Annotated in this window: 17 protein-coding genes; 9 read left to right on the plus strand and 8 right to left on the minus strand. The window is 66.6% G+C overall.

What is annotated here, in order from left to right:
* Positions 1–211: 211 nt before the first annotated feature.
* Positions 212–970 (plus strand): chorismate mutase, encoded by a 759-nt coding sequence (locus JL11_RS11410; protein WP_054765764.1) that lies wholly within the window; start codon positions 212–214, stop codon positions 968–970.
* Positions 971–988: 18 nt separating this feature from the next.
* Here the strand turns inward: JL11_RS11410 and JL11_RS11415 are convergent, their stop codons facing one another.
* From JL11_RS11415 to JL11_RS11425, 3 genes are all read right to left on the minus strand, one after another.
* Positions 989–1,897 (minus strand): SDR family NAD(P)-dependent oxidoreductase, encoded by a 909-nt coding sequence (locus tag JL11_RS11415; protein WP_054765765.1) that lies wholly within the window; start codon positions 1,895–1,897, stop codon positions 989–991.
* A gap of 98 nt (positions 1,898–1,995) precedes the next feature.
* Entirely contained in the window at positions 1,996–3,948 is a 1,953-nt protein-coding gene (gene acs / locus JL11_RS11420; protein WP_054765766.1) for an acetate--CoA ligase, read from the minus strand.
* A 2-nt stretch (positions 3,949–3,950) separates the two neighbouring features.
* Positions 3,951–5,297: a DcaP family trimeric outer membrane transporter gene (locus JL11_RS11425; protein WP_054765767.1), complete on the minus strand. Its 1,347-nt coding sequence runs from the start codon at positions 5,295–5,297 to the stop codon at positions 3,951–3,953.
* 164 nt (positions 5,298–5,461) lie between these two features.
* On the opposite strand from JL11_RS11425, the gene JL11_RS11430 reads away from it, so the two are divergent.
* Positions 5,462–6,076: a response regulator transcription factor gene (locus JL11_RS11430; protein WP_054765768.1), complete on the plus strand. Its 615-nt coding sequence runs from the start codon at positions 5,462–5,464 to the stop codon at positions 6,074–6,076.
* A gap of 7 nt (positions 6,077–6,083) precedes the next feature.
* Here JL11_RS11430 and rnhA read toward each other — a convergent pair whose 3' ends face one another.
* Complete coding sequence (gene rnhA, locus JL11_RS11435) at positions 6,084–6,536, minus strand: ribonuclease HI (RefSeq protein ID WP_054765769.1); 453 nt, start codon at positions 6,534–6,536, stop codon at positions 6,084–6,086.
* A 109-nt stretch (positions 6,537–6,645) separates the two neighbouring features.
* Here rnhA and JL11_RS11440 point away from each other — a divergent pair, with 109 nt between their 5' ends.
* The 3 genes from JL11_RS11440 to tatC all read left to right on the plus strand — a co-directional run bounded on the left by JL11_RS11440 (position 6,646) and on the right by tatC (position 8,393).
* On the plus strand, positions 6,646–6,858 hold the full coding sequence (locus tag JL11_RS11440) for a twin-arginine translocase TatA/TatE family subunit (RefSeq protein ID WP_054765770.1): 213 nt from the start codon (positions 6,646–6,648) through the stop codon (positions 6,856–6,858).
* Between the two features lie 72 nt (positions 6,859–6,930).
* Complete coding sequence (gene tatB / locus JL11_RS18210) at positions 6,931–7,506, plus strand: Sec-independent protein translocase protein TatB (protein ID WP_442853659.1); 576 nt, start codon at positions 6,931–6,933, stop codon at positions 7,504–7,506.
* Positions 7,503–8,393, plus strand: a complete 891-nt coding sequence (gene tatC, locus JL11_RS11450) for a twin-arginine translocase subunit TatC (RefSeq protein ID WP_054765771.1) — start codon at positions 7,503–7,505, stop codon at positions 8,391–8,393. Before tatB ends, tatC begins: the two co-directional genes overlap by 4 nt.
* Before the next feature lie 123 nt (positions 8,394–8,516).
* Here the strand turns inward: tatC and glnA are convergent, their stop codons facing one another.
* Complete coding sequence (gene glnA / locus JL11_RS11455) at positions 8,517–9,923, minus strand: type I glutamate--ammonia ligase (RefSeq protein ID WP_054765772.1); 1,407 nt, start codon at positions 9,921–9,923, stop codon at positions 8,517–8,519.
* 51 nt (positions 9,924–9,974) lie between these two features.
* Entirely contained in the window at positions 9,975–10,313 is a 339-nt protein-coding gene (locus tag JL11_RS11460; protein ID WP_054765773.1) for a P-II family nitrogen regulator, read from the minus strand.
* A 114-nt stretch (positions 10,314–10,427) separates the two neighbouring features.
* Here JL11_RS11460 and JL11_RS11465 point away from each other — a divergent pair, with 114 nt between their 5' ends.
* The 4 genes from JL11_RS11465 to JL11_RS17990 all read left to right on the plus strand — a co-directional run bounded on the left by JL11_RS11465 (position 10,428) and on the right by JL11_RS17990 (position 17,018).
* Complete coding sequence (locus tag JL11_RS11465) at positions 10,428–11,246, plus strand: NAD(P)H-hydrate dehydratase (RefSeq protein ID WP_054765774.1); 819 nt, start codon at positions 10,428–10,430, stop codon at positions 11,244–11,246.
* A gap of 560 nt (positions 11,247–11,806) precedes the next feature.
* Positions 11,807–13,477: an MFS transporter gene (locus tag JL11_RS11470; protein ID WP_054765775.1), complete on the plus strand. Its 1,671-nt coding sequence runs from the start codon at positions 11,807–11,809 to the stop codon at positions 13,475–13,477.
* 93 nt (positions 13,478–13,570) lie between these two features.
* Entirely contained in the window at positions 13,571–15,667 is a 2,097-nt protein-coding gene (locus JL11_RS18215; protein ID WP_335337459.1) for a sodium:solute symporter family protein, read from the plus strand.
* Entirely contained in the window at positions 15,552–17,018 is a 1,467-nt protein-coding gene (locus JL11_RS17990; protein ID WP_335337466.1) for an ATP-binding response regulator, read from the plus strand. The genes JL11_RS18215 and JL11_RS17990 overlap by 116 nt, the downstream gene beginning before the upstream one ends.
* 15 nt (positions 17,019–17,033) lie before the next feature.
* Here the strand turns inward: JL11_RS17990 and JL11_RS11480 are convergent, their stop codons facing one another.
* Both JL11_RS11480 and JL11_RS11485 read right to left on the minus strand, forming a co-directional pair.
* Positions 17,034–17,492: an NfeD family protein gene (locus tag JL11_RS11480; RefSeq protein WP_054765776.1), complete on the minus strand. Its 459-nt coding sequence runs from the start codon at positions 17,490–17,492 to the stop codon at positions 17,034–17,036.
* Positions 17,493–17,506: 14 nt separating this feature from the next.
* Entirely contained in the window at positions 17,507–18,490 is a 984-nt protein-coding gene (locus JL11_RS11485) for an SPFH domain-containing protein (RefSeq protein ID WP_054765777.1), read from the minus strand.
* Positions 18,491–18,527 lie beyond the last annotated feature (37 nt).

Genomic DNA, 18,527 nt, shown 5'->3' on the forward strand with positions numbered 1-18,527 from the left:
ATGTCCCGCCAGCGCGCCCTTTCTGTTTCCTTCGACCGTTCGCGCGCGGTGTTCGGCCTCTATTTCGGCTACGGCTTTTACGGCTTTCGATACGCCGGCTGAGGCGTCGGGCGCTCTTCGTCCCTGACTGTCTCGCCGGCGACCGCTCTGGACCAGAGCGGCTGTCCGCCCCTGCACATCGAAATCCTGCCTTTGCCGAAAGCCCGAACCCATGTCCTCTTCCAACGTCCAGATGATCCGACCTGAACAGGTTGAACTGACGCCTGAACAACAGGCCCTGGCCGCCCTGCGCGCCGAGATCGACACCATCGACGATCAGATCCTGGCCCTGTTCGAACAACGTCTCGCCGTCGCCGCCACCGTCGGCCGCGCCAAGGACGCGCCCACGGGCCCCCACACCAAGCTTCGCCCCGACCGCGAGCAGACTGTCCTGTCGCGGATGCTGTCCAAGTGCCGCCCCGAAAACGCCGAGGCGGTCGAACACCTCTGGCGCGAGATCGTCGGCTGGGGGCTGGCGCGTCAGGGCCGGCTGCAGGTCCAGGTCTGGGCCCCGATCGAACCGACCCGCGCCTATGACGGCGCCCGCCTGCGCTTCGGCGCCGCCGCCGACATCAAGATGGTGCGCGACCCGCAGAAGGCCCTGGCCTTCGCCGCCGAGGGCCATGGCGTGGCCGTTCTGGCCATCAATACCGAGGACGCCTGGTGGATGGGCCTTCGCCGTGAATGGTCGATGCTGAGCGTGTTCGACGGTTACGGCGGCGAGACGCCGACGTCTCTGGCCGTCGGCAAGATCGATCCGCCGGCCCTGCCGAAGGGCCGCCGCGTGGTCGTCACCGCCGGCGGAGACGCCGGCGACGGCGGCGGCGCTCGTCGCTGGGGCCTGAACACCCACCACGGCTGGACCATCGCCCTGACCGAGGCGGAACTGACGCCGGGCGAGGCGGAAGGCTGCGTCGGCGCGATCGGCTGACCGCGCCGACATGAAGGCTCAGGAGGCGTGCGCCTTCTGGGCCTTGGTCAGTTCGATCATGCCCTGGGCGGCGCCCATCTCCGGCACGATCTCTTTCGCCCGGTCGGAGATGGCGTCGAACTGGGCCGCCACCTGTTCCGGCGCATCCTCGCCCGAGATGTGGACGCCCTCGGTCAGCGTCACATAGGCGCGTTCGAACCCGCCGGCGCCGGCCGCCAGGATACAGCGGCTGGGGGCCTCCCGGCTCAGCAGATACAGCAGGCCCGGCGTCACCAGCGCCGGATCCAGGGCCTCCAAGGGCAGGGCGGCGCCCAGGTCTTCGGTCATGCGCGTATGGGCCGTGGGCGCCAGGCAGTTGACCCGGATGTCGTTCTTGGCCCCCTCGATCGACAGGGTCTGCATCAGACCGACCAGGGCCATCTTGGCCGCCCCATAGTTCGACTGGCCGAAATTGCCGTACAGACCCGACGACGAGGTGGTCATGACGATGCGGCCGTAGTTCTGGGCGCGCATGATCTCCCACACCGCCTTGGTGCAGTTGACCGCCCCCATCAGATGCACGTCCACGACGAAGCGGAAATCCTCGAGCTCCATCTTGGCGAAGCTCTTGTCGCGCAGGACCCCGGCGTTGTTCACCAGCAGATCGACTCGGCCCCATTTCGCCATGGCCGCCTCCACCATGGTCTGAACGGCGGCGAAGTCGGTGACTGAGGCGGCATTGGCCATGGCCTCGCCGCCGGCGGCCTCGATCTCGGCCACGACAGCCTCGGCGGCGGTGGCGGAACCGCCCGAACCGTCGCGGGCGCCGCCAAGATCATTGACCACCACCTTGGCCCCGCGCGCCGCCAGGGCCAGGCCGTGCTGCCGCCCCAGACCGCCGCCCGCGCCCGTTACAATGGCCACCTGACCGTCAAACCGGATCGTCATCCTATCGTCTCCACCCAAGCACTGGGGCCCTCGGCGCTACAGCCGGCCCCTTGATCCGGTTTTGACGACGCCGGGCGCGGCGCACAAGTCCGGCCTGATCAGCCCGCGCGGTTCTTCACCAGATCCTCGACGACTGACGGATCGGCCAGGGTCGAGGTGTCGCCCAGCGAGCCGATCTCGTTCTCGGCGATCTTGCGCAGGATGCGGCGCATGATCTTGCCGGATCGGGTCTTGGGCAGGCCGGGCGCCCACTGGATCACGTCCGGGGCGGCGATGGGGCCGATCTCGCGACGGACGTGGGCGCCCAGGGCCTTGCGCAGATCCTCGGTCGCCTCGACCCCCTTGTTCAGGGTGACATAGGCATAGATGCCCTGACCCTTGATGTCGTGCGGATAGCCGACCACGGCCGCCTCGGCCACGTCATCGTGCAGCACCAGGGCGCTCTCGATCTCGGCCGTGCCCATCCGGTGGCCCGAGACATTGATGACGTCGTCGACCCGGCCGGTGATCCAGTAATAGCCGTCAGCATCCCGGCGGCAGCCGTCGCCGGTGAAATACCGGCCGGGATAGGTCGAGAAATAGGTGTCGAAGAAGCGCTGATGATCGCCGTAGACGGTGCGCATCTGGCCCGGCCAACTGTCGGTGATGCACAGATTGCCCGAGACAGCGCCGACCAGTTCCTGGCCCTCCGCATCGACGATCTGCAACTCCACGCCGGGCAGGGGCAGGGTGGCCGAACCCGGCTTCAGGTCGGTGGCGCCGGGCAGGGGGGTGATCAGATGGCCGCCCGTCTCGGTCTGCCACCAGGTGTCCACGATCGGGCAGCGCCCGTCCCCGACCACCTCGTGATACCAGCGCCAAGCCTCCGGATTGATCGGCTCGCCGACCGTGCCCAGCAGGCGCAGCGATTTGCGCGACGTGGCCTTCACCGGCGCGTCGCCTTCGCGCATCAGGGCGCGCAGGGCCGTGGGGGCGGTGTAGAAGACCTCCACCTTGTGCTTGTCCACCACCTGCCAGAACCGGCTGGCGTCGGGATAGTTGGGCACGCCTTCGAACATCAGGGTGGTCGCGGCGTTCGCCAGCGGACCATAGACCAGATAGGAATGGCCCGTGACCCAGCCCACGTCGGCGGTGCACCAGAAGACCTCGCCCGGGCGATAGTCGAACGTCAGCTCATGGGTCCAGGCGGCCCAGAACAGATAGCCGCCCGTCGTGTGAAGAACGCCTTTCGGCTTTCCGGTGGAACCTGAGGTGTAGAGGATGAACAACGGATCTTCCGCCTTCATCGGCTCGGGCGGACAGTCGGTCGGGGCCTCGGCCGCCTCGACGGCGTAGTCGATGTCGCGGCCTTCGATCATCGGCACGTCGGCGCCCGTGCGGCGGACCACCAGAACCGTATCGACCTTCACCTTTTCCAGGGCCGCATCGACATTGGCCTTCAGCGGCACGATCTTGCCGCCGCGCACGCCCTCGTCGGCCGTGATGACCAGGTTGGAGCCGCAGTCCTCGATCCGACCGCACAGGCTGTCGGGCGAAAAGCCGCCGAAGACCACGGAATGGACCGCCCCGATCCGGGCGCAGGCCAGCATGGCGTAGGCGGCCTCGGGGATCATCGGCAGATAGATGGTGACCCGGTCGCCCTTCTTGGCCCCGTGGGATTTCAGTACATTGGCCATGCGGCAGACCTGCGCGTGCAGCTCGCCGTAGGTGATGTGACGACTGTCCGCCGGGTCGTCGCCCTCCCAGATGATCGCGGTCTCATCCTTGCGGTGGGGCAGGTGGCGGTCGATGCAGTTGGCGGCGACGTTCAGAACGCCGTCCTCGAACCAGCGGATGCGGAAATCCTCCTTCCTGAAGGAGACATCCTTGATCTTGGTCGGCGCCTTGATCCAGTCGAGGCGTTTCGCCTGTTCGGACCAGAAGGCCTCGGGCGTCTCGCGCGCCGCGATCCGCGCCGCCTCATAGGCTCGCCGATCCATATGGGCCTTGGCGGCGAAGTCTGCGGGAACGGGGTAGAGGTCGGAATCGGGCACGCGAGACGTCTCCAGCATCTTTAGAATCCGTATTTGGCGAACAGGATCAATCGGGTCATGTCGCCGCTCGCGCCGGATTCGATTTCGCGGTCGGCGAACATCAGCTCGGCGCCGACATCAAACGCCGTAACCGGCGACCAGATCAAGTTGGCGTGGACGCTTTGAGCCGACCGGTTGACGGCCAGACCGGTCACGGTCGTGTCATTATCGACCGACTGCGCCGACCAGATCAGGCTGGATCGCCAGCCGGGCGCCCAGACGTGACGATAGGCGGCGAAGCCGGCGACGACGCCGATCGCGTCCAGTTCGCCCGAGGCGTCCAGCACCGCGTCGTTCGAGAAGTTCAGCCCGACGTATCGGCCGATTCCTTCGCCGCCCGTCACCATCAGACGCAGATCGTCCTTGGCGCCGACCTTGATCTTGGTCGAGGCAGACAGACCCCAGCCGGTGGCGCTGGAATCGATGCTGGTCGACGGGTTCTGGTACTTCAGCTGACGCAGCAGACCGGCGAACTGCAGATCCCCCCAGGGCCGCGCCAGGGCGTAGCGGGTGGTGAAGTCGGGCAGGCTGTTGTCATCGGCGATGATCCGCGCGCCGCCGCCGAACGGGGTCACGGTCGTCTCGGGGTTTTCCACAGAAACAGAGAAGGGACCGCGCGTGTAACGCACCTGGACCTGCCGCGCGAAGACCGTGCCCTCGGCCGCGCCGATGAAGTCGGCGGATTCGGGCAGGACGGCGGTGTTCTGGAAATTGGTCCACTCCTGGCCGATCAGCCAGTTGTCGATGGTCACGAAGGCGCGGCGCAGGGCCGGGTTGGCGGGGCTGGTGGTGCGCTGGTCCGCCGTGCCGGGCAGGGTCTGGAAGTCCATCTCCAGCCGCGTGCCGACCTTGTGGCCGCCGACCAGGCCGTCGGTCGTCAGCCAGAACCGGGTCTGGCGGGCGTTGAAGTCGGTCGCCGTATCCTCGTCGGCGCCGCCGATGGGGATGGAGCCGGGGATATGGAACTCACGCAGGGCGTCGCCATTGGCGGGATCGCCGCCGGAATAGCTGGAGGCCGAGGCGTCCACCTTGACGAAGCCGCCGAACTTCACTGTGTGGTCGCCGATCCGGAAACCGTCGCTGGGCGCGGCCGCCTGCTGGACCGGCGCCGGCGGCGCCGGGCGGGCCTCCAGCCGGATGATGTCCTGCTGCTGCGCCGCCTGCTGGGTGCGGGCGGCGACGACTTCGGATTTGAGGGCGTTCAACTCGGCTTCGAGCTGAGCGATTCGGGCTTCGAGGGCGGCCTGGGCGTCTTGCGCCGAGGCTGCGCCGGGGGGCAGAAGCAGGGCCGCCGCCGCACACCCTGCCGCCAGGCTGGAGTTGATCATGATGGTTCCTCCCTGGCTCGTCTGTTGCGAGCGTCCGAATGAACCTTTTCCCCAAGGGGCGTATGCGGCCATTAGCCAATGGTCTAGTTTCGACCAAAGTCGAACCGCGTCATGCTGCTGCCGACGCGGCCGCCAAGAACGCCGCGCGAAGGGAAGGACGCCTGATGGATCGAATCGTCATCGCCGACGATCACCCCCTGTTCCGCGCCGCGCTGCGGTCCGCCGTCTCCAAGGCCTCGCCCGAAGCGACGATAGAGGAATGCGCCAGCCTGGCCGAGGCGCGAGCGGCCCTCAGGACCCCGACCGACCTGCTGCTTCTGGATCTCAAACTCTCCGACAGTGAAGGCATGGCGGGCCTGGCCGCCGTTCGGGCCGAACATCCCGTCGTTCCGGTCGCCGTCGTCTCAGCCAGCGAGGAGGCGAGCGTCGTGCGCCGCGCCCTGGCCCTGGGCGCCGCAGGCTTCATCCCAAAATCCGCCGCCCTTCCGCAGATGGTGGAGGCGATCACGGCTGTTCTGGCCGGCGACGCCTGGGCGCCCGAGACGCCGGAGACGGCCGGAGAGGACGACCTCGCCGCCCGGGTCGCCAGCCTGACGCCGTCGCAGCTGCGCATACTGGAAGGGTTGAAGGCGGGGCGGTTGAACAAGCAGATCGCCTTCGACCTGGGCGTCTCCGAAGCAACCATCAAGGCGCATCTGACCAGCGTGTTTCGAAAGCTGGGCGTTTATAATCGGACCCAGGCGGTGATTCTGGCTCAGCAGATGGACCTGACCCGGTGACCCTGGTTTAGGCCCTTTTCAGGTCGGCCACGCCGCGGTTCGCCAACTGGTCCGCGCGCTCATTCAACGCATGGCCGGCGTGGCCCTTGACCCAGCGCCATTTGACCTCGTGCCTCTGGCGCGCCTCATCGAGACGTCGCCAAAGGTCGGCGTTCTTGACCGGCTTCTTGTCGGCGGTCAGCCAGCCGCGCGCCTTCCAGCCGCGCATCCATTCGGTCACGCCCTGCATGACATATTTGCTGTCCGTATGAAGCTCGACCTTGCACGGGCGTTTCAGCGCCTCCAGCGCCATGATGGCGGCCGTCAGCTCCATGCGGTTGTTGGTCGTATTCGCCTCGCCGCCCCAAAGTTCCTTCTCGTGACCGCCCGCAGTCTGGAGCAGGGCGCCCCAGCCTCCGGGGCCCGGATTGCCCTTGCAGGCGCCGTCGGTGTGGATGATGACGTGATCGGAGAGACTCATGGTCGCGCACACCTACAGCCTCCCTTGGCGTGGGGCCATGACTCCGCCTATATGCGGGACGAAGAAGAGTGGATGGGGCCGATCATCGGCCTCTTCGAGGAGATTACCCATGGGCTCCATGAGCATCTGGCACTGGGCCATCGTCATTGTCGTGGTCGCCGTCCTGTTCGGCGGACGCGGCAAGCTGTCCAGCATCATGGGCGACGCCGCCAAGGGCATCCGCGCATTCAAGGACGGCCTGTCGGACGACGGCAAGAAGGACGCGACGCAAGACGGCGTCGGCGCCCTGCCGCGCACCGAGGCGGAGAAGGAAAAGCACTGAAGTCCGCGTCGGGTCTTTGAGGGCTGACGTATGGGCGGGCTCGGCCCCGGTATCGGGGGCTTCGAATTATTGGTGATCGGTCTGGTGGCCCTGCTGGTGGTGGGGCCCAAGGACCTGCCTGTGCTCATGCGCCGCGTGGGCCAGATGCTGGCCAAGGCCCGCGCCATGGCCAATGAGTTCCGTACCAGCTTCGACGAGATGGCGCGCCAGTCCGAGCTGGACGAGCTGCGTAAGGAGGTCGAGGCGCTGCGGAGCGGGCAGGGGGCCATGTACCCCCTGGGCGCCGAGGCCGATGCGGCCTTCAAGGAGATCAACGCCGGTCTGACGACGCCGCCGCCCGTCGCCTCACTGCCGACCCCGGCGGTGGATGAATGGCCCGATGCGTCGCCTGTCTCCCCGCTGGAGCCGGAGCCGGAGGCCAAGTCGAAGCCCGATTTAAGGCCCAGGTCGAAGCGCAGCAGTTCGACCGCCGAAACCTCAGCAACGCCCGCGAAAACGAAGAAGACCGCCAGGGCGGGCGGGGCGGTCGCGGCGAAGACCCGCGCCTCGGCCAAGGGTGCCGCCAAGACCCAGATCTCGGACGCCCAGGCGCCGGCCCAGGCGTCCGCCAAGACCAAGACCCCGCGCAAGAAGGCCGTCGAGCTTTGACTATCTCCGACCGCGACGAGGCCGAGATCGAGGCGTCGCGCGCGCCCCTGATGGACCATCTGATAGAGCTGCGCAGCCGGCTGCTGGTCTGCGTGGTCGCCTTCGGTCTGGGCTTCATCCTGTGTTTCGCCTTCGCCAATCAGATCCAGATCGCCCTGATCAAACCCTATCAGGCGGCGGCGGCCATTCATGCGGCGGCGGCGGCCTCTGGAGGCCACGCCAATCCGCTGGAGCTGATCGCGATCATGACGGGTTTCAAACCCTATCCGCCCGGTTCGGCCGCCGTGGTGCAACTGATCGCCACTGCCCCACTGGAACAGTTGTTCACCAAGATGAAGATCGCCGCCTTCGGCGCGGCCGTCCTGACCTTCCCGGTCATGGCCTGGCAGGTTTACCGCTTCGTCGCGCCCGGCCTGTACCGCAATGAGCGGGGCGCCTTTCTGCCCTTCCTGATCGCCGCCCCGGTGATGTTCTGCCTGGGCGGAGCCCTGGTCTATTACGTCATGCTGCCCTTCGTCATGCTGTTCTCCCTGGGGCAGCAGGTGGTCAGCGACGGCATATCGGTGGCCCAGACGACCAAGATCTCGGACTATCTGAACCTGGTCACCTCCCTGCTGCTGGCTTTCGGCCTGTGCTTCCAACTGCCCGTCGTGACGACCCTTTTAGGCCTGGCCGGCTTGATCAATTCCAAGATGATGGCCTCGGGTCGCCGCTACGCCATCGTCGCCGTGGTGGTGGTCGCCGCCGTTGTCACGCCGCCGGACCCCATCAGCCAGCTGATGCTGGCGGTGCCCCTGGTCATTCTCTATGAGGTCTCGATCTGGTGCGTGCGGCTGATCGAACTGCGCCGCAAGAAGGCGGACGATCTGGAAGCCGAAGCGGCCTGAGGCCGGTCCAGCCACTCCCTGCTCACCCCTTGAAAACGGCCGCCGCCTCGCTTGGCGCGCTGGACGACAAAAAGGGCGCCGGCGGTTCGCGCCGGCGCCCTTTGTTCGCCTCTGATATGTCGATCAGCAGCTGTAGTACATGTCAAACTCAACCGGGTGCGGGTGCAGTTGCAGGCGCATCACCTCTTCCATCTTCAGCTCGATGTAGCTGTCGATGAAGTCGTCATCCATGACGCCGCCCTTCTTGAGGAAGGCGCGGTCCTTGTCGAGGTTCTCCAGGGCTTCACGCAGCGAGCCGCAGACCTCGGGGATGGAGCCGCGCTCTTCCGGCGGCAGGTCGTAGAGGTTCTTGTCGGCGGGCGCGCCGGGATCGATGCGGTTTTCGATGCCGTCCAGGCCCGCCATCAGCAGGGCGACGAAGGTCAAATAGGGGTTGCCCATCGGGTCGGGGAAGCGGGCTTCCAGACGCTTGGCCTTCGGCGAGGAGACGTGCGGAATGCGGATCGAGGCCGAACGGTTGCGAGCCGAATAGGCCAGTTTCACCGGGGCTTCGTAACCGGGGACCAGACGCTTGTAGGAGTTGGTGGTCGAGTTGGCGAAGGCGTTGATGGCCTTGGCGTGCTTGATGATGCCGCCGATGTACCACAGGCATTCCTGCGACAGGCCGGCGTATTTGTCGCCGGCGAACAGGGGCTTGCCGTCGCGCCAGATCGACTGGTGCACGTGCATTCCCGAGCCGTTGTCGGCGAACATGGGCTTGGCCATGAAGGTCGCGGTCTTGCCGTAGGCGGCCGCGACGTTGTGGATGACGTACTTATACAGCTGCAGCCGGTCGGCCATGGTCAGCAGGTCCGAGAACTTCAGGCCCAGTTCGTGCTGGGCCGGCGCCACCTCGTGGTGGTGCTTCTCGGGCTGGAGGCCCAGGTCACGCATCACGCCCAGCATTTCGCCGCGCAGATCCTGACCCGAATCGACCGGGTTGACCGGGAAATAGCCGCCCTTGGGCCCAGGGCGGTGGCCCATGTTGCCCTCGGTGTATTCGGCGCCGGTGTTGGCGGGCAGCTCGGTCGAATCGTAGCTGTAGCCGGTGTTGTGAGGCTGGGTGTTCCAGCGCACGTCGTCGAAGATGAAGAACTCGGCTTCCGGGCCGAAATAGACCTGATCGCCCACGCCCGAAGACTGGACATAGGCCAAGGCCTTCTTGGCCATCGAACGGCTGTCGCGGTTGTAGGGCTCGCCGGTGTCCGGGTTCAGCACGTCGCAGAACAGGAACATGGTCGTCTGCTGATAGAAGGGGTCGATATAGGCCGTGGTCAGGTCCGGCTTCAGCAGCATGTCCGACTCATTGATCGCCTTCCAGCCGGCGATGGACGAGCCGTCGAACATGGTGCCTTCGTTCAGAAAGTCCTCATCGACTAGGTCGACGTCGAAGGTCACATGTTGCAGCTTGCCGCGGGTGTCGGTGAAGCGAACGTCGACGTATTTGACGTCCTTTTCCTTGATCTCTTTGAGGATCTTGCTGGCGCTCATTCTCGGAAGTCCTGTTTCTTGGTCGTTGGGGAGGAAGAGGGGCAGGTGAAGTCAGACCGCCTGAGCCCCGGTTTCGCCGGTGCGGATGCGGATCACGTCGGCGACGTCGGAGACGAAGATCTTGCCGTCGCCGATCTTGCCGGTGCGGGCCGAGGTCTGAATGGCCTCGACGACCGCAGGCGCCAGGTCGTCGGCGACGACGACCTCGATCTTGATCTTGGGCAGGAAGTCGATGACGTATTCGGCGCCGCGGTACAGTTCGGAATGGCCCTTCTGGCGGCCGTATCCCTTGGCCTCCAGCACGGTCATGCCTTGCACCCCGACGTCCTGGAGCGCCTCTTTGACGTCATCCAGCTTGAAGGGCTTGATGATGGCTTCGATTTTCTTCATGGCGACCCCTGAACGGCGTGCGAAATGCAGCGGCGTTCGGGCGGGAATGGGACACATCAAAGCCATCGAAGGCAAGCAGTTTTCGCAGAAAAGTCACGGATATTCGGAGTTCGGATGATTGAAACCAACGACCCGGCGATCTGGCGCAATTTTCTTCCGTGGCCTGGGCCGGAAACGCATAAGCATGCGCGGGGACGCTTGGGGGTGGTGTCCGGTCGGGCGCATCAGACCGGGGCGGCCCGTCTGGCGGCACGCGCCGGCCTGAGGATCGGCGCCGGGGTGGTGCGGATTCTGTGCCCGCCCGACGCGGTCGCGACGATCGCCCCAACGGTCACGGCCGTCATGCTGACCCCCTTCGGATCACCCGAGGCGCTGGGGCGGGAGGTCGAGGAGATGGACGCCGTCGTCGCCGGCCCAGCCGCCGGGCTTGACGAGGGTACAGTGGCCAACATCCAGGCCCTGGCGCTGAGCGGCGCGGCCCTGGTGATCGATGCGGACGGTCTGTCGGTGTTCAAGGGCCGCAGCGCCGAACTGTTCGCCGTTCTCGACCGCGACGACGTGCTGACGCCCCATGAGGGTGAGTTCGAACGGCTGTTTCCCGGCCTGTTGAAACAGGGCAGGGCGGCCGCCGCCGTCGAGGCCGCCCGCCGCGCCCAGGCCGTCGTCGTGCTGAAGGGCGCGCAGACCCTGATCGCGGCGCCGGACGGCCGGGTGCGCCTCAATCCCAACGGCTCGCCCTGGCTGGCGACGGCCGGAACCGGCGACGTCCTGGCCGGCATGATCGGCGGCCTGATCGCCCAGCGTATGGACAGTTTCGAGGCCGCCAGCGCCGCCGTCTGGCTGCATTCCGACGCCGCCGCGCGGTTTGGTCCGGGTCTGATCTCCGAAGACCTGTGCGACGTGCTGCCGCAAAGCCTGAAGGCGTTGCGGTGAAGCCGTATCAAGCGCCGCAGCAGCCTTCCTTCAGTGACGATGGATTCGCCGAAGGCGCCCTAATCCCGGCCCATTAGGCGCTCGAGTTCGCAAAGGATGAGTTCCATCGCCGAGAGGAGCGTGGCTTTTCCGTCATCATCGGGCTGAGCCGCCCATACGCATGTCCTTGCGCATGCCTCGCAAGGCCCCACGAATCCGTCAAGACGTTGGCGCGTAATCGAGCGGAGCGCGCAGCGGACTTGTACGTCGAAGGCGCTGATGCAGCATCTCGAGGATGGGCCCGGTGCGGGAGCCTTGCAAACTCAGTCTCGGCGTTACGGAACAGGAGTCTCAGGCTTACGGCGCCAATCCTGCGGAAATGCTGAAATCTCAGGATTAGCGAAACTCAAAGCAACACCGACCAACTTGGGCTTTCTTCGCATAATATATCTTAGGCGAGAAAAGGACACTCGACCAAAGTCGCCCTGACGCTTGTCTCAGCCCTGCGTCACTCTCTCGGCCAATCGCGCACTTGCGGCGTGAAAACGGTCGGAAAGACCAGACAGCTGGGAGGCTACGCTATGACGGACAGCGCCATCGGTGCGCCGGTCGATGAGTATGTGGTGGGTAAGAACGACAAGCTGGTGATTCTGGCGTCGTCGGTCGGCACCGTTATCGAATGGTATGATTTCTATCTGTACGGGTCGCTGGCCGCGATCATCACCGTGCAGTTCTTCTCGGGCGTCAATGAGACGACCGGCTACATCTTCGCCCTGATGGCCTTCGCCGCCGGATTTGCGGTTCGACCGTTCGGGGCCGTGGTCTTCGGGCGTCTGGGCGACCTGTGGGGTCGCAAGAACACCTTCCTGGTGACCATGCTCCTGATGGGGCTTTCCACCTTCGTCGTGGGTCTGTTGCCGCCCTATGCGGCCATCGGCATCGCCGCGCCGATCATTCTGGTGCTGATGCGGCTGATCCAGGGTCTGGCCCTGGGCGGCGAATACGGCGGCGCCGCCACCTATGTCGCCGAGCACGCGCCACATGGTAAACGCGGCTTCTACACCTCCTTCATCCAGATCACCGCCACGGCCGGCCTGGTGCTGAGCCTGGTCGTCATTCTGGGCGTCCGTGTCTCGGTCGGCGAGGAGGCCTTTGCGGAATGGGGCTGGCGGATCCCCTTCCTGGTCTCGATCCTGCTGCTGGGCGTGTCGCTGTGGATTCGTCTGAAGCTGTCCGAAAGCCCGTCCTTCAAACGGATGAAGGCCGAGGGCAAGGGGTCCAAGACCCCGCTGAAGGACTCCTTCGGCAAGTGGCCGAACCTGAAGCTGGTGCTGATCGCCCTGCTAGGCCTCACCGCCGGCCAGGCCGTGATCTGGTACACGGGTCAGTTCTACGCCCTGTTCTTTCTGGAACGGGTGATGAAGCTGGACGCCACCCTCGTCTATGTGATGCTGACCATCGCCCTGGTCGCGGCATCGCCCTTCTTCATCTTCTGGGGCTGGCTGTCGGACAAGGTCGGACGCAAGCCGGTCATCCTGGCCGGCTGCCTGATCGCCGCCCTCACCTATTTCCCCCTGTTCAACGCCCTGACCCAGGCCGCCAATCCGCGCCTGGCCGCCGCGGCCGCCTCGGCGCCGGTCGTGGTCTATGCCGATCCGGCGGACTGCAACGTCCAGTTCGATCCGATCGGCAAGACGGTGTTCAACCACTCCTGCGACCTAGCCAAATCCTATCTGGCCAAGGCCGGGGTGACCTACACCAATGTCGAGGCGCCCGCAGGCACGGTGGCTCAGGTACGGATCGGCGACCAGGCCGTCGTCCAGAGCTTCCGCGGAGACGCCATGGCGCCTGCCGATTTCGCGGCGGAGAAAAAGGCCTGGGACAAGCAGTTGGGCGAGGCCCTTACGGCCGCCGGCTATCCTGCCAAGGCGGACAGCGATCTGGTCAACAAGCCGATGGTGGTGCTGATCCTGTTCATCCTCGGCTTCTATGTGACCATGGTCTACGGACCGATCGCTGCGGCCCTGGTCGAGATGTTCCCGACCAATATCCGCTACACCTCCATGTCCCTGCCCTATCACATCGGCAACGGCTGGTTCGGCGGCTTCCTGCCGACCACGGCCTTCGCCATCGTGGCGGCGACCGGCAACATCTATTCCGGCCTCTGGTACCCGATCATCGTGGCGCTGGGGACGGTCGTGCTGGGCTTCCTTCTGGTCAAGGAAGGAAAGGATGTCGATCTAAACGCCTGAATTCTTGCAATCAGGCGTGGATGAGGGGCGGGTCGTCGCAAGACGGCCCGCCTTTCCCTTGTGAAAGCCCCCCTGCCCGGTTCAGATGCCGCCATGTTCAGCCTGATGATCCTCGGCCTGGTCATCGCCTATATGGCGGTGCTGTTCGGCGTCGCCTGGCACCAGGAGCGGCCGGGCGCGCGCGGGCGCGGCCTGGGTCCGTCGGTCTATGCCCTGTCGCTGGCCATCTACTGCACCTCCTGGACCTATTATGGCGCGGTGGGCACCGCAGCCCGTGAGGGGTGGGAGTATCTGCCCATCTACATCGGCCCGGTGCTGGGGCTAACGGTGCTGTTTCCTCTGTGGCGTCGGATCGCCGCCGCCGCCCGGCGCGAGAACGTCGGCTCGATGGCGGACTTCGTGGCGTCCCGCTATGGCAAGAGCCAGACCCTGGGCGCGGTCGTGACGCTGGTCGCCATACTGGGCTCCCTGCCCTACATCGCGCTGCAGCTGAAATCCCTGTCCATGGCGGGGGCCCTGTTGACGGCGGGGACGCCGGTGGCCGGTTCCGAGAGCCTGACCGTTCTGGTGCTGGCGGGGGTGCTGGCGGGGTTCGCCATATTGTTCGGGGCGCGGCGGCCGGATCTGACCGAACACAATCGGGGCCTGATCCAGGCCGTCGGGTTGGAGTCCCTGGTCAAGCTGGGCGCTCTGCTTCTGGTCGCGGCCTTCGCCCTGTTGCTGCTGGTTCAGAACGGTTCAGGCGCGACAATCCGAGAGGGGCTGGGCGCCCTCGCCGCCCCGCCGGAGCTGACGCCTCGATTCCTGGCCATCGCCCTGATCGCCACCCTGGCCATCTTCTGTCTGCCGCGTCAGTTTCACGTCGCCTTCGTCGAGGGCGCCGACCCCAGCCATGTGCGCCGGGCCCGCTGGATTTTTCCGGCCTATCTGGTGCTGACCAGCCTGGCGGTGCTGCCGTTGGTGGCCGCCGGCGCCCTGTTCGCACCCTCGACCAACCCCGACCTGCTGGTTCTGGCCCTGCCGTTCGGGCGGGGCGAGACGTGGCTGACCGCCGTCGTCTTCGTCGGGGGGTTTTCCGCCGCCACGGCCATGGTCATCGTCGAGGCCGTGGCCCTGTCGGCCATGGTGTCCAACAGCCTGATCCTGCCCTTCCTGGCGCGAGACCGATGGCGGTTGCGCGGCGACGCCTCGGACATGTCTGGCATCATATTGCAGGTGCGACGGGGGGCCATTGTGGCGGTGCTGCTGCTGGCCTGGCTTTACTATCAGGCGACTGATCAGTCGCGGGGGCTGGCGGCCATGGGGCTGGTGTCCTTCGCCGCCATGGCGCAACTGGCGCCCGCCCTGTTCGGCGCCGTATTGTGGCGCGGCGGTCACGCCCACGGCGCCCTGGCGGGCGTCACCGTCGGGATCACGGTCTGGATCGCCATGCTGGCCCTGCCCCAGCTGGCGCCGGCCGCGCCCTGGCATCTGCATGTCATGTTGGGGGTTAAGGACCCGCTGGCGCTGGGCGTCTTCGTCAGCCTGGGGCTGAACCTGGCCGCCTATGTCGGGGTGTCGCGGTTCGCCCAGCCGCGGCTGATCGACCGAGTCCAGGCGCGGGCCTTCGTCGATCGTCTGGGGCCCGACTGGCTGGAGGCGCGGCCGTCGCCGGCCGGCGCCTCTCCAGGCGCGGGCCTTCGTCGATCGTCTGGGGCCCGACTGGCTGGAGGCGCGGCCGTCGCCGGCCGGCGCCTCGGTCGGCGATCTGCGCGCCCTCGTCGCCCGCTTCATCGGGGACGAACGCGCCGAGCGGGCCTTTGCGGCCTGGAGCGCCGAAACCGATGTCCGGTTGCGAGACGCCGATCCGGCCAATGCGAGTTTGGCAAGGGCGGCGGAGCGGATGCTGGCCGGCGCCATCGGGGCGGCCTCGGCTCGGCGGGTGATCGCCGCCGCCCTGGCCGGCGGCGGCCGCGCGCCCGAGGATGTGGTGCGGATGCTGGACGAGGCGTCCCAGGCCGTCCAATTCAGTCGGGACCTGCTTCAGACGACCCTGGACAATATCGACCAGGGCGTGATCGTCGTGGACGAAGACCTGCGCATAACGGCCTGGAATCGCCGATATGTGTCTATGTTCGATCTCCCGGCCGGCTTCGTTCACGTCGGCTTGCCGATCGCCAGCATCTATCGACTGAACGCCGAACGCGGTGAAAGCCCCAACGACATTGACACCTGGGTGGAGCGGCGGCTGGAAGCCTTGAGCCGGCGCATTCCCCATGACCATGAACGGCTTCAGCCGGACGGGCGGGTGCTGCGTTCGTCCGGGGCGCCGATTCCCGGCGGCGGCTATGTGACCAGCTATACGGACATCACCGCCCTGCGGCGGGCGGCCAGCCAGTTGGAAGAGGCCAACGAAAGGCTGGAAGCTCGGGTCGCCGACCGGACGGCTCGGCTCGAGGAAGCGCGGCGCGCGGCGGAGGAGGCGACGGCCTCCAAGACCCGCTTCCTGGCCGCCGCCAGCCACGACCTGTTGCAGCCTTTGCATGCCGCGCGGCTGTTCATCGCCGCCCTCAAGGAAGAGCCGGCCGTCTCGGGACCGGAGGCGGGGCCGGCCGGCCGCACCCTGGCCCTGAATGCGGACCGGGCCATAGACAGCGCGCACCGGCTTCTGACCGCTCTTTTGAACCTGTCGAAGCTGGAGGCCGGCGGGGTGAAGGCGGCCGTGACACAGGTGTCGCTGGACGGACTGTTCGACGAGCTGGAGCGCGAATATCTGCCGGTGGCGGAGGCCAAGGGGCTGCGGCTGACTCTGGTGCGGAGCGGTCTGTGGGTGCAGTCGGACCGGGATCTGCTGCGGTCGATGCTTCAGAACCTGATCGCCAACGCTATTCGGTATACGGACACCGGACGGGTGCTGGTCGGGGCGCGGCGCAAGGGCGAGACCGTGCAAATCCTGGTGTACGACACCGGGCGAGGCATCCCCGACGCCGATCGTGAGACCGTTTTCGGGGAGTTCGTCCGCCTGCCCGGAGCGCCGGTCGATGAACCGGGCGCGGGGCTGGGCCTGGCCATCGTGCGACGATTGTCCAGCCTGCTGGATCATCCGCTGACGCTGACGTCCCGCGTCGGGGCCGGAACCGCCTTCCGCATTACGGCGCCGCGCCGTCACGCCGATCGTCCGCCTGAACCGGCGCCGCTGAAGGAGACGCGGCTGCCTCTGTCGGGTTTGCGGGTGCTCTGCGTCGACAATGAGCCGGTGATCCTGGACGCCTTGACGGCCCTGCTGACCCGCTGGGGCGCCCGTCCGGTCACAGCGTCCAGCCTTGAGGCCGCAAAGGCCGCGACGGGGCCGTTCGACGCCGCCCTGATCGACCTGCATCTGGGCGAAGGGCCGGAAGGATTTGCGGTGATCGACTGGCTGCGGCCGCTGGGCGTGCGTCGGATCGCCTTGGTCACGGCCGATACGCGCGACGGCCTGAACGATCAGGCGACCGCCGCCGGGGCGGTGCTGCTGCCCAAACCCATCAAGCCCGCCGCGCTGAAAGCCTTTCTGTCCAGCTGAAGCGCCGGCTTGGATTCAGACGGCCGAGCGCACGGTCAGCACCGATCCGCTGACGCCCTTGACCACCACGTCCTGCCCTGGTTCGGGCGCCTCGCCCTCGATCACGGCAGCCCATTCGGCGCCGGATACGAACACCCGCCCGTGGCCGGCGACGAAGGCCTCCACGACCCGGGCGCGCTGATCAAGCAGGCGACTGTCCCGATCGTTGATGTCCTGGCCGGGCGGATTGGCTTTCTGCACCAGACGCCGCGACAGAATGGTGGCGATCACGGTCAGAACGGCGAAGACGGCGACCTCGCCCGGCAGGCCCAGACGCAGACCCACCGCCGTCATCACCGCCACCAGTCCCGCCGAGACCGCAGGCCACAGCAGCCATTCGGTCGAGAACATCGCCTCCACCGCCAGAAGGAGCACGCCCACGCCCAGCCAGATCCAGAACGGCTGGGCGGTGTAGAGATCGGCCACAAGGGTCATGTCGCGCGCTCCGATCAGGCGGTCGGCGGAACCGACGAACGACGTGCGGTCGTCGTTGGCCGAGCAGGCTGCGGCGCGTCCTGCTGCTGAGCCTTGGCCAAGCCGACCATCTCGCCGATGCCGGCGATCGTGCCGACGAGGGCGCCCATTTCCGCCGGAACGATGACGGTCCGCTGCTGAGGGCTGCGGGCCAGGTCGGCGAAGGCCTCGACGTATTTCTGGGCGACGAAATAGTTGATGGCGTTGACGTCCCCTCGGGCGATGGCTTCCGACACCATGGCGGTGGCGCGGGCTTCCGCCTCGGCTTCCCGCTCGCGCGCCTCGGCGTCGCGGAAGGCGGCCTCCTTGCGGCCTTCGGCCTCCAGAATGGCTGCCTGTTTGGCGCCCTCGGCGCGGGCGATGGCGGCCTGTTTCTCGCCGTCGGCTTCGGTCACCACAGCGCGGCGTTCGCGCTCGGCCTTCATCTGACGGGCCATGGCGTTGGTGACGTCGGTCGGCGGGGTCAGGTCCTTGATCTCGATCCTGTTGACCTTGACGCCCCAGGGCTCGGTCGCCGCGTCGATGACGTGCAGCAGGCGGGTGTTGATGCTGTCGCGCTGGCTCAACACCTCGTCCAGCTCCATTGAGCCGACCACAGTTCGCAGATTGGTCATGCACAGTTGAGCGATGGCGTAGGTCAGGTCGTCGACCCGATAGGCGGCGCGGGCGGCGTCCATCACCTGGATGAAGACGATGCCATCCACCCGGACCATGGCGTTGTCCTTGGTGATGACTTCCTGAGTCGGTACGTCAAGAACCTGCTCCATCATGTTCATCCGCTTGCCGATTCGTTCCACGAACGGGGTCAGAAAGCCAATGCCGGGGCTCAAGGTCTTGGTGTATTTTCCGAACCGTTCGACTGTGAATTCGCGCCCTTGGGGCACGATCTTGATCACGCTGAACAGCAGCGAGACGGCGAGGAACAGCAGAACGCCGGCGAAGATGGTGAGCACGTCCATGGGGGGCCTCCTTGAGAACCCCAGGTTACGCCGCGGC

The organism is Brevundimonas sp. DS20, assembly GCF_001310255.1.
In the GTDB taxonomy this organism is placed as follows: domain Bacteria; phylum Pseudomonadota; class Alphaproteobacteria; order Caulobacterales; family Caulobacteraceae; genus Brevundimonas; species Brevundimonas aurantiaca.

Coding starts and splice junctions, on each gene's coding strand:
- JL11_RS11410 (WP_054765764.1), top strand. CDS start 212: ATGTCCTCTTCCAACGTCCAGATGATCCGACCTGAACAGGTTGAACTG.
- JL11_RS11415 (WP_054765765.1), bottom strand. CDS start 1,897: ATGACGATCCGGTTTGACGGTCAGGTGGCCATTGTAACGGGCGCGGGC.
- acs (WP_054765766.1), bottom strand. CDS start 3,948: ATGCTGGAGACGTCTCGCGTGCCCGATTCCGACCTCTACCCCGTTCCC.
- JL11_RS11425 (WP_054765767.1), bottom strand. CDS start 5,297: ATGATCAACTCCAGCCTGGCGGCAGGGTGTGCGGCGGCGGCCCTGCTT.
- JL11_RS11430 (WP_054765768.1), top strand. CDS start 5,462: ATGGATCGAATCGTCATCGCCGACGATCACCCCCTGTTCCGCGCCGCG.
- rnhA (WP_054765769.1), bottom strand. CDS start 6,536: ATGAGTCTCTCCGATCACGTCATCATCCACACCGACGGCGCCTGCAAG.
- JL11_RS11440 (WP_054765770.1), top strand. CDS start 6,646: ATGGGCTCCATGAGCATCTGGCACTGGGCCATCGTCATTGTCGTGGTC.
- glnA (WP_054765772.1), bottom strand. CDS start 9,923: ATGAGCGCCAGCAAGATCCTCAAAGAGATCAAGGAAAAGGACGTCAAA.
- JL11_RS11460 (WP_054765773.1), bottom strand. CDS start 10,313: ATGAAGAAAATCGAAGCCATCATCAAGCCCTTCAAGCTGGATGACGTC.
- JL11_RS11465 (WP_054765774.1), top strand. CDS start 10,428: ATGATTGAAACCAACGACCCGGCGATCTGGCGCAATTTTCTTCCGTGG.
- JL11_RS11470 (WP_054765775.1), top strand. CDS start 11,807: ATGACGGACAGCGCCATCGGTGCGCCGGTCGATGAGTATGTGGTGGGT.
- JL11_RS18215 (WP_335337459.1), top strand. CDS start 13,571: ATGTTCAGCCTGATGATCCTCGGCCTGGTCATCGCCTATATGGCGGTG.
- JL11_RS11480 (WP_054765776.1), bottom strand. CDS start 17,492: ATGACCCTTGTGGCCGATCTCTACACCGCCCAGCCGTTCTGGATCTGG.
- JL11_RS11485 (WP_054765777.1), bottom strand. CDS start 18,490: ATGGACGTGCTCACCATCTTCGCCGGCGTTCTGCTGTTCCTCGCCGTC.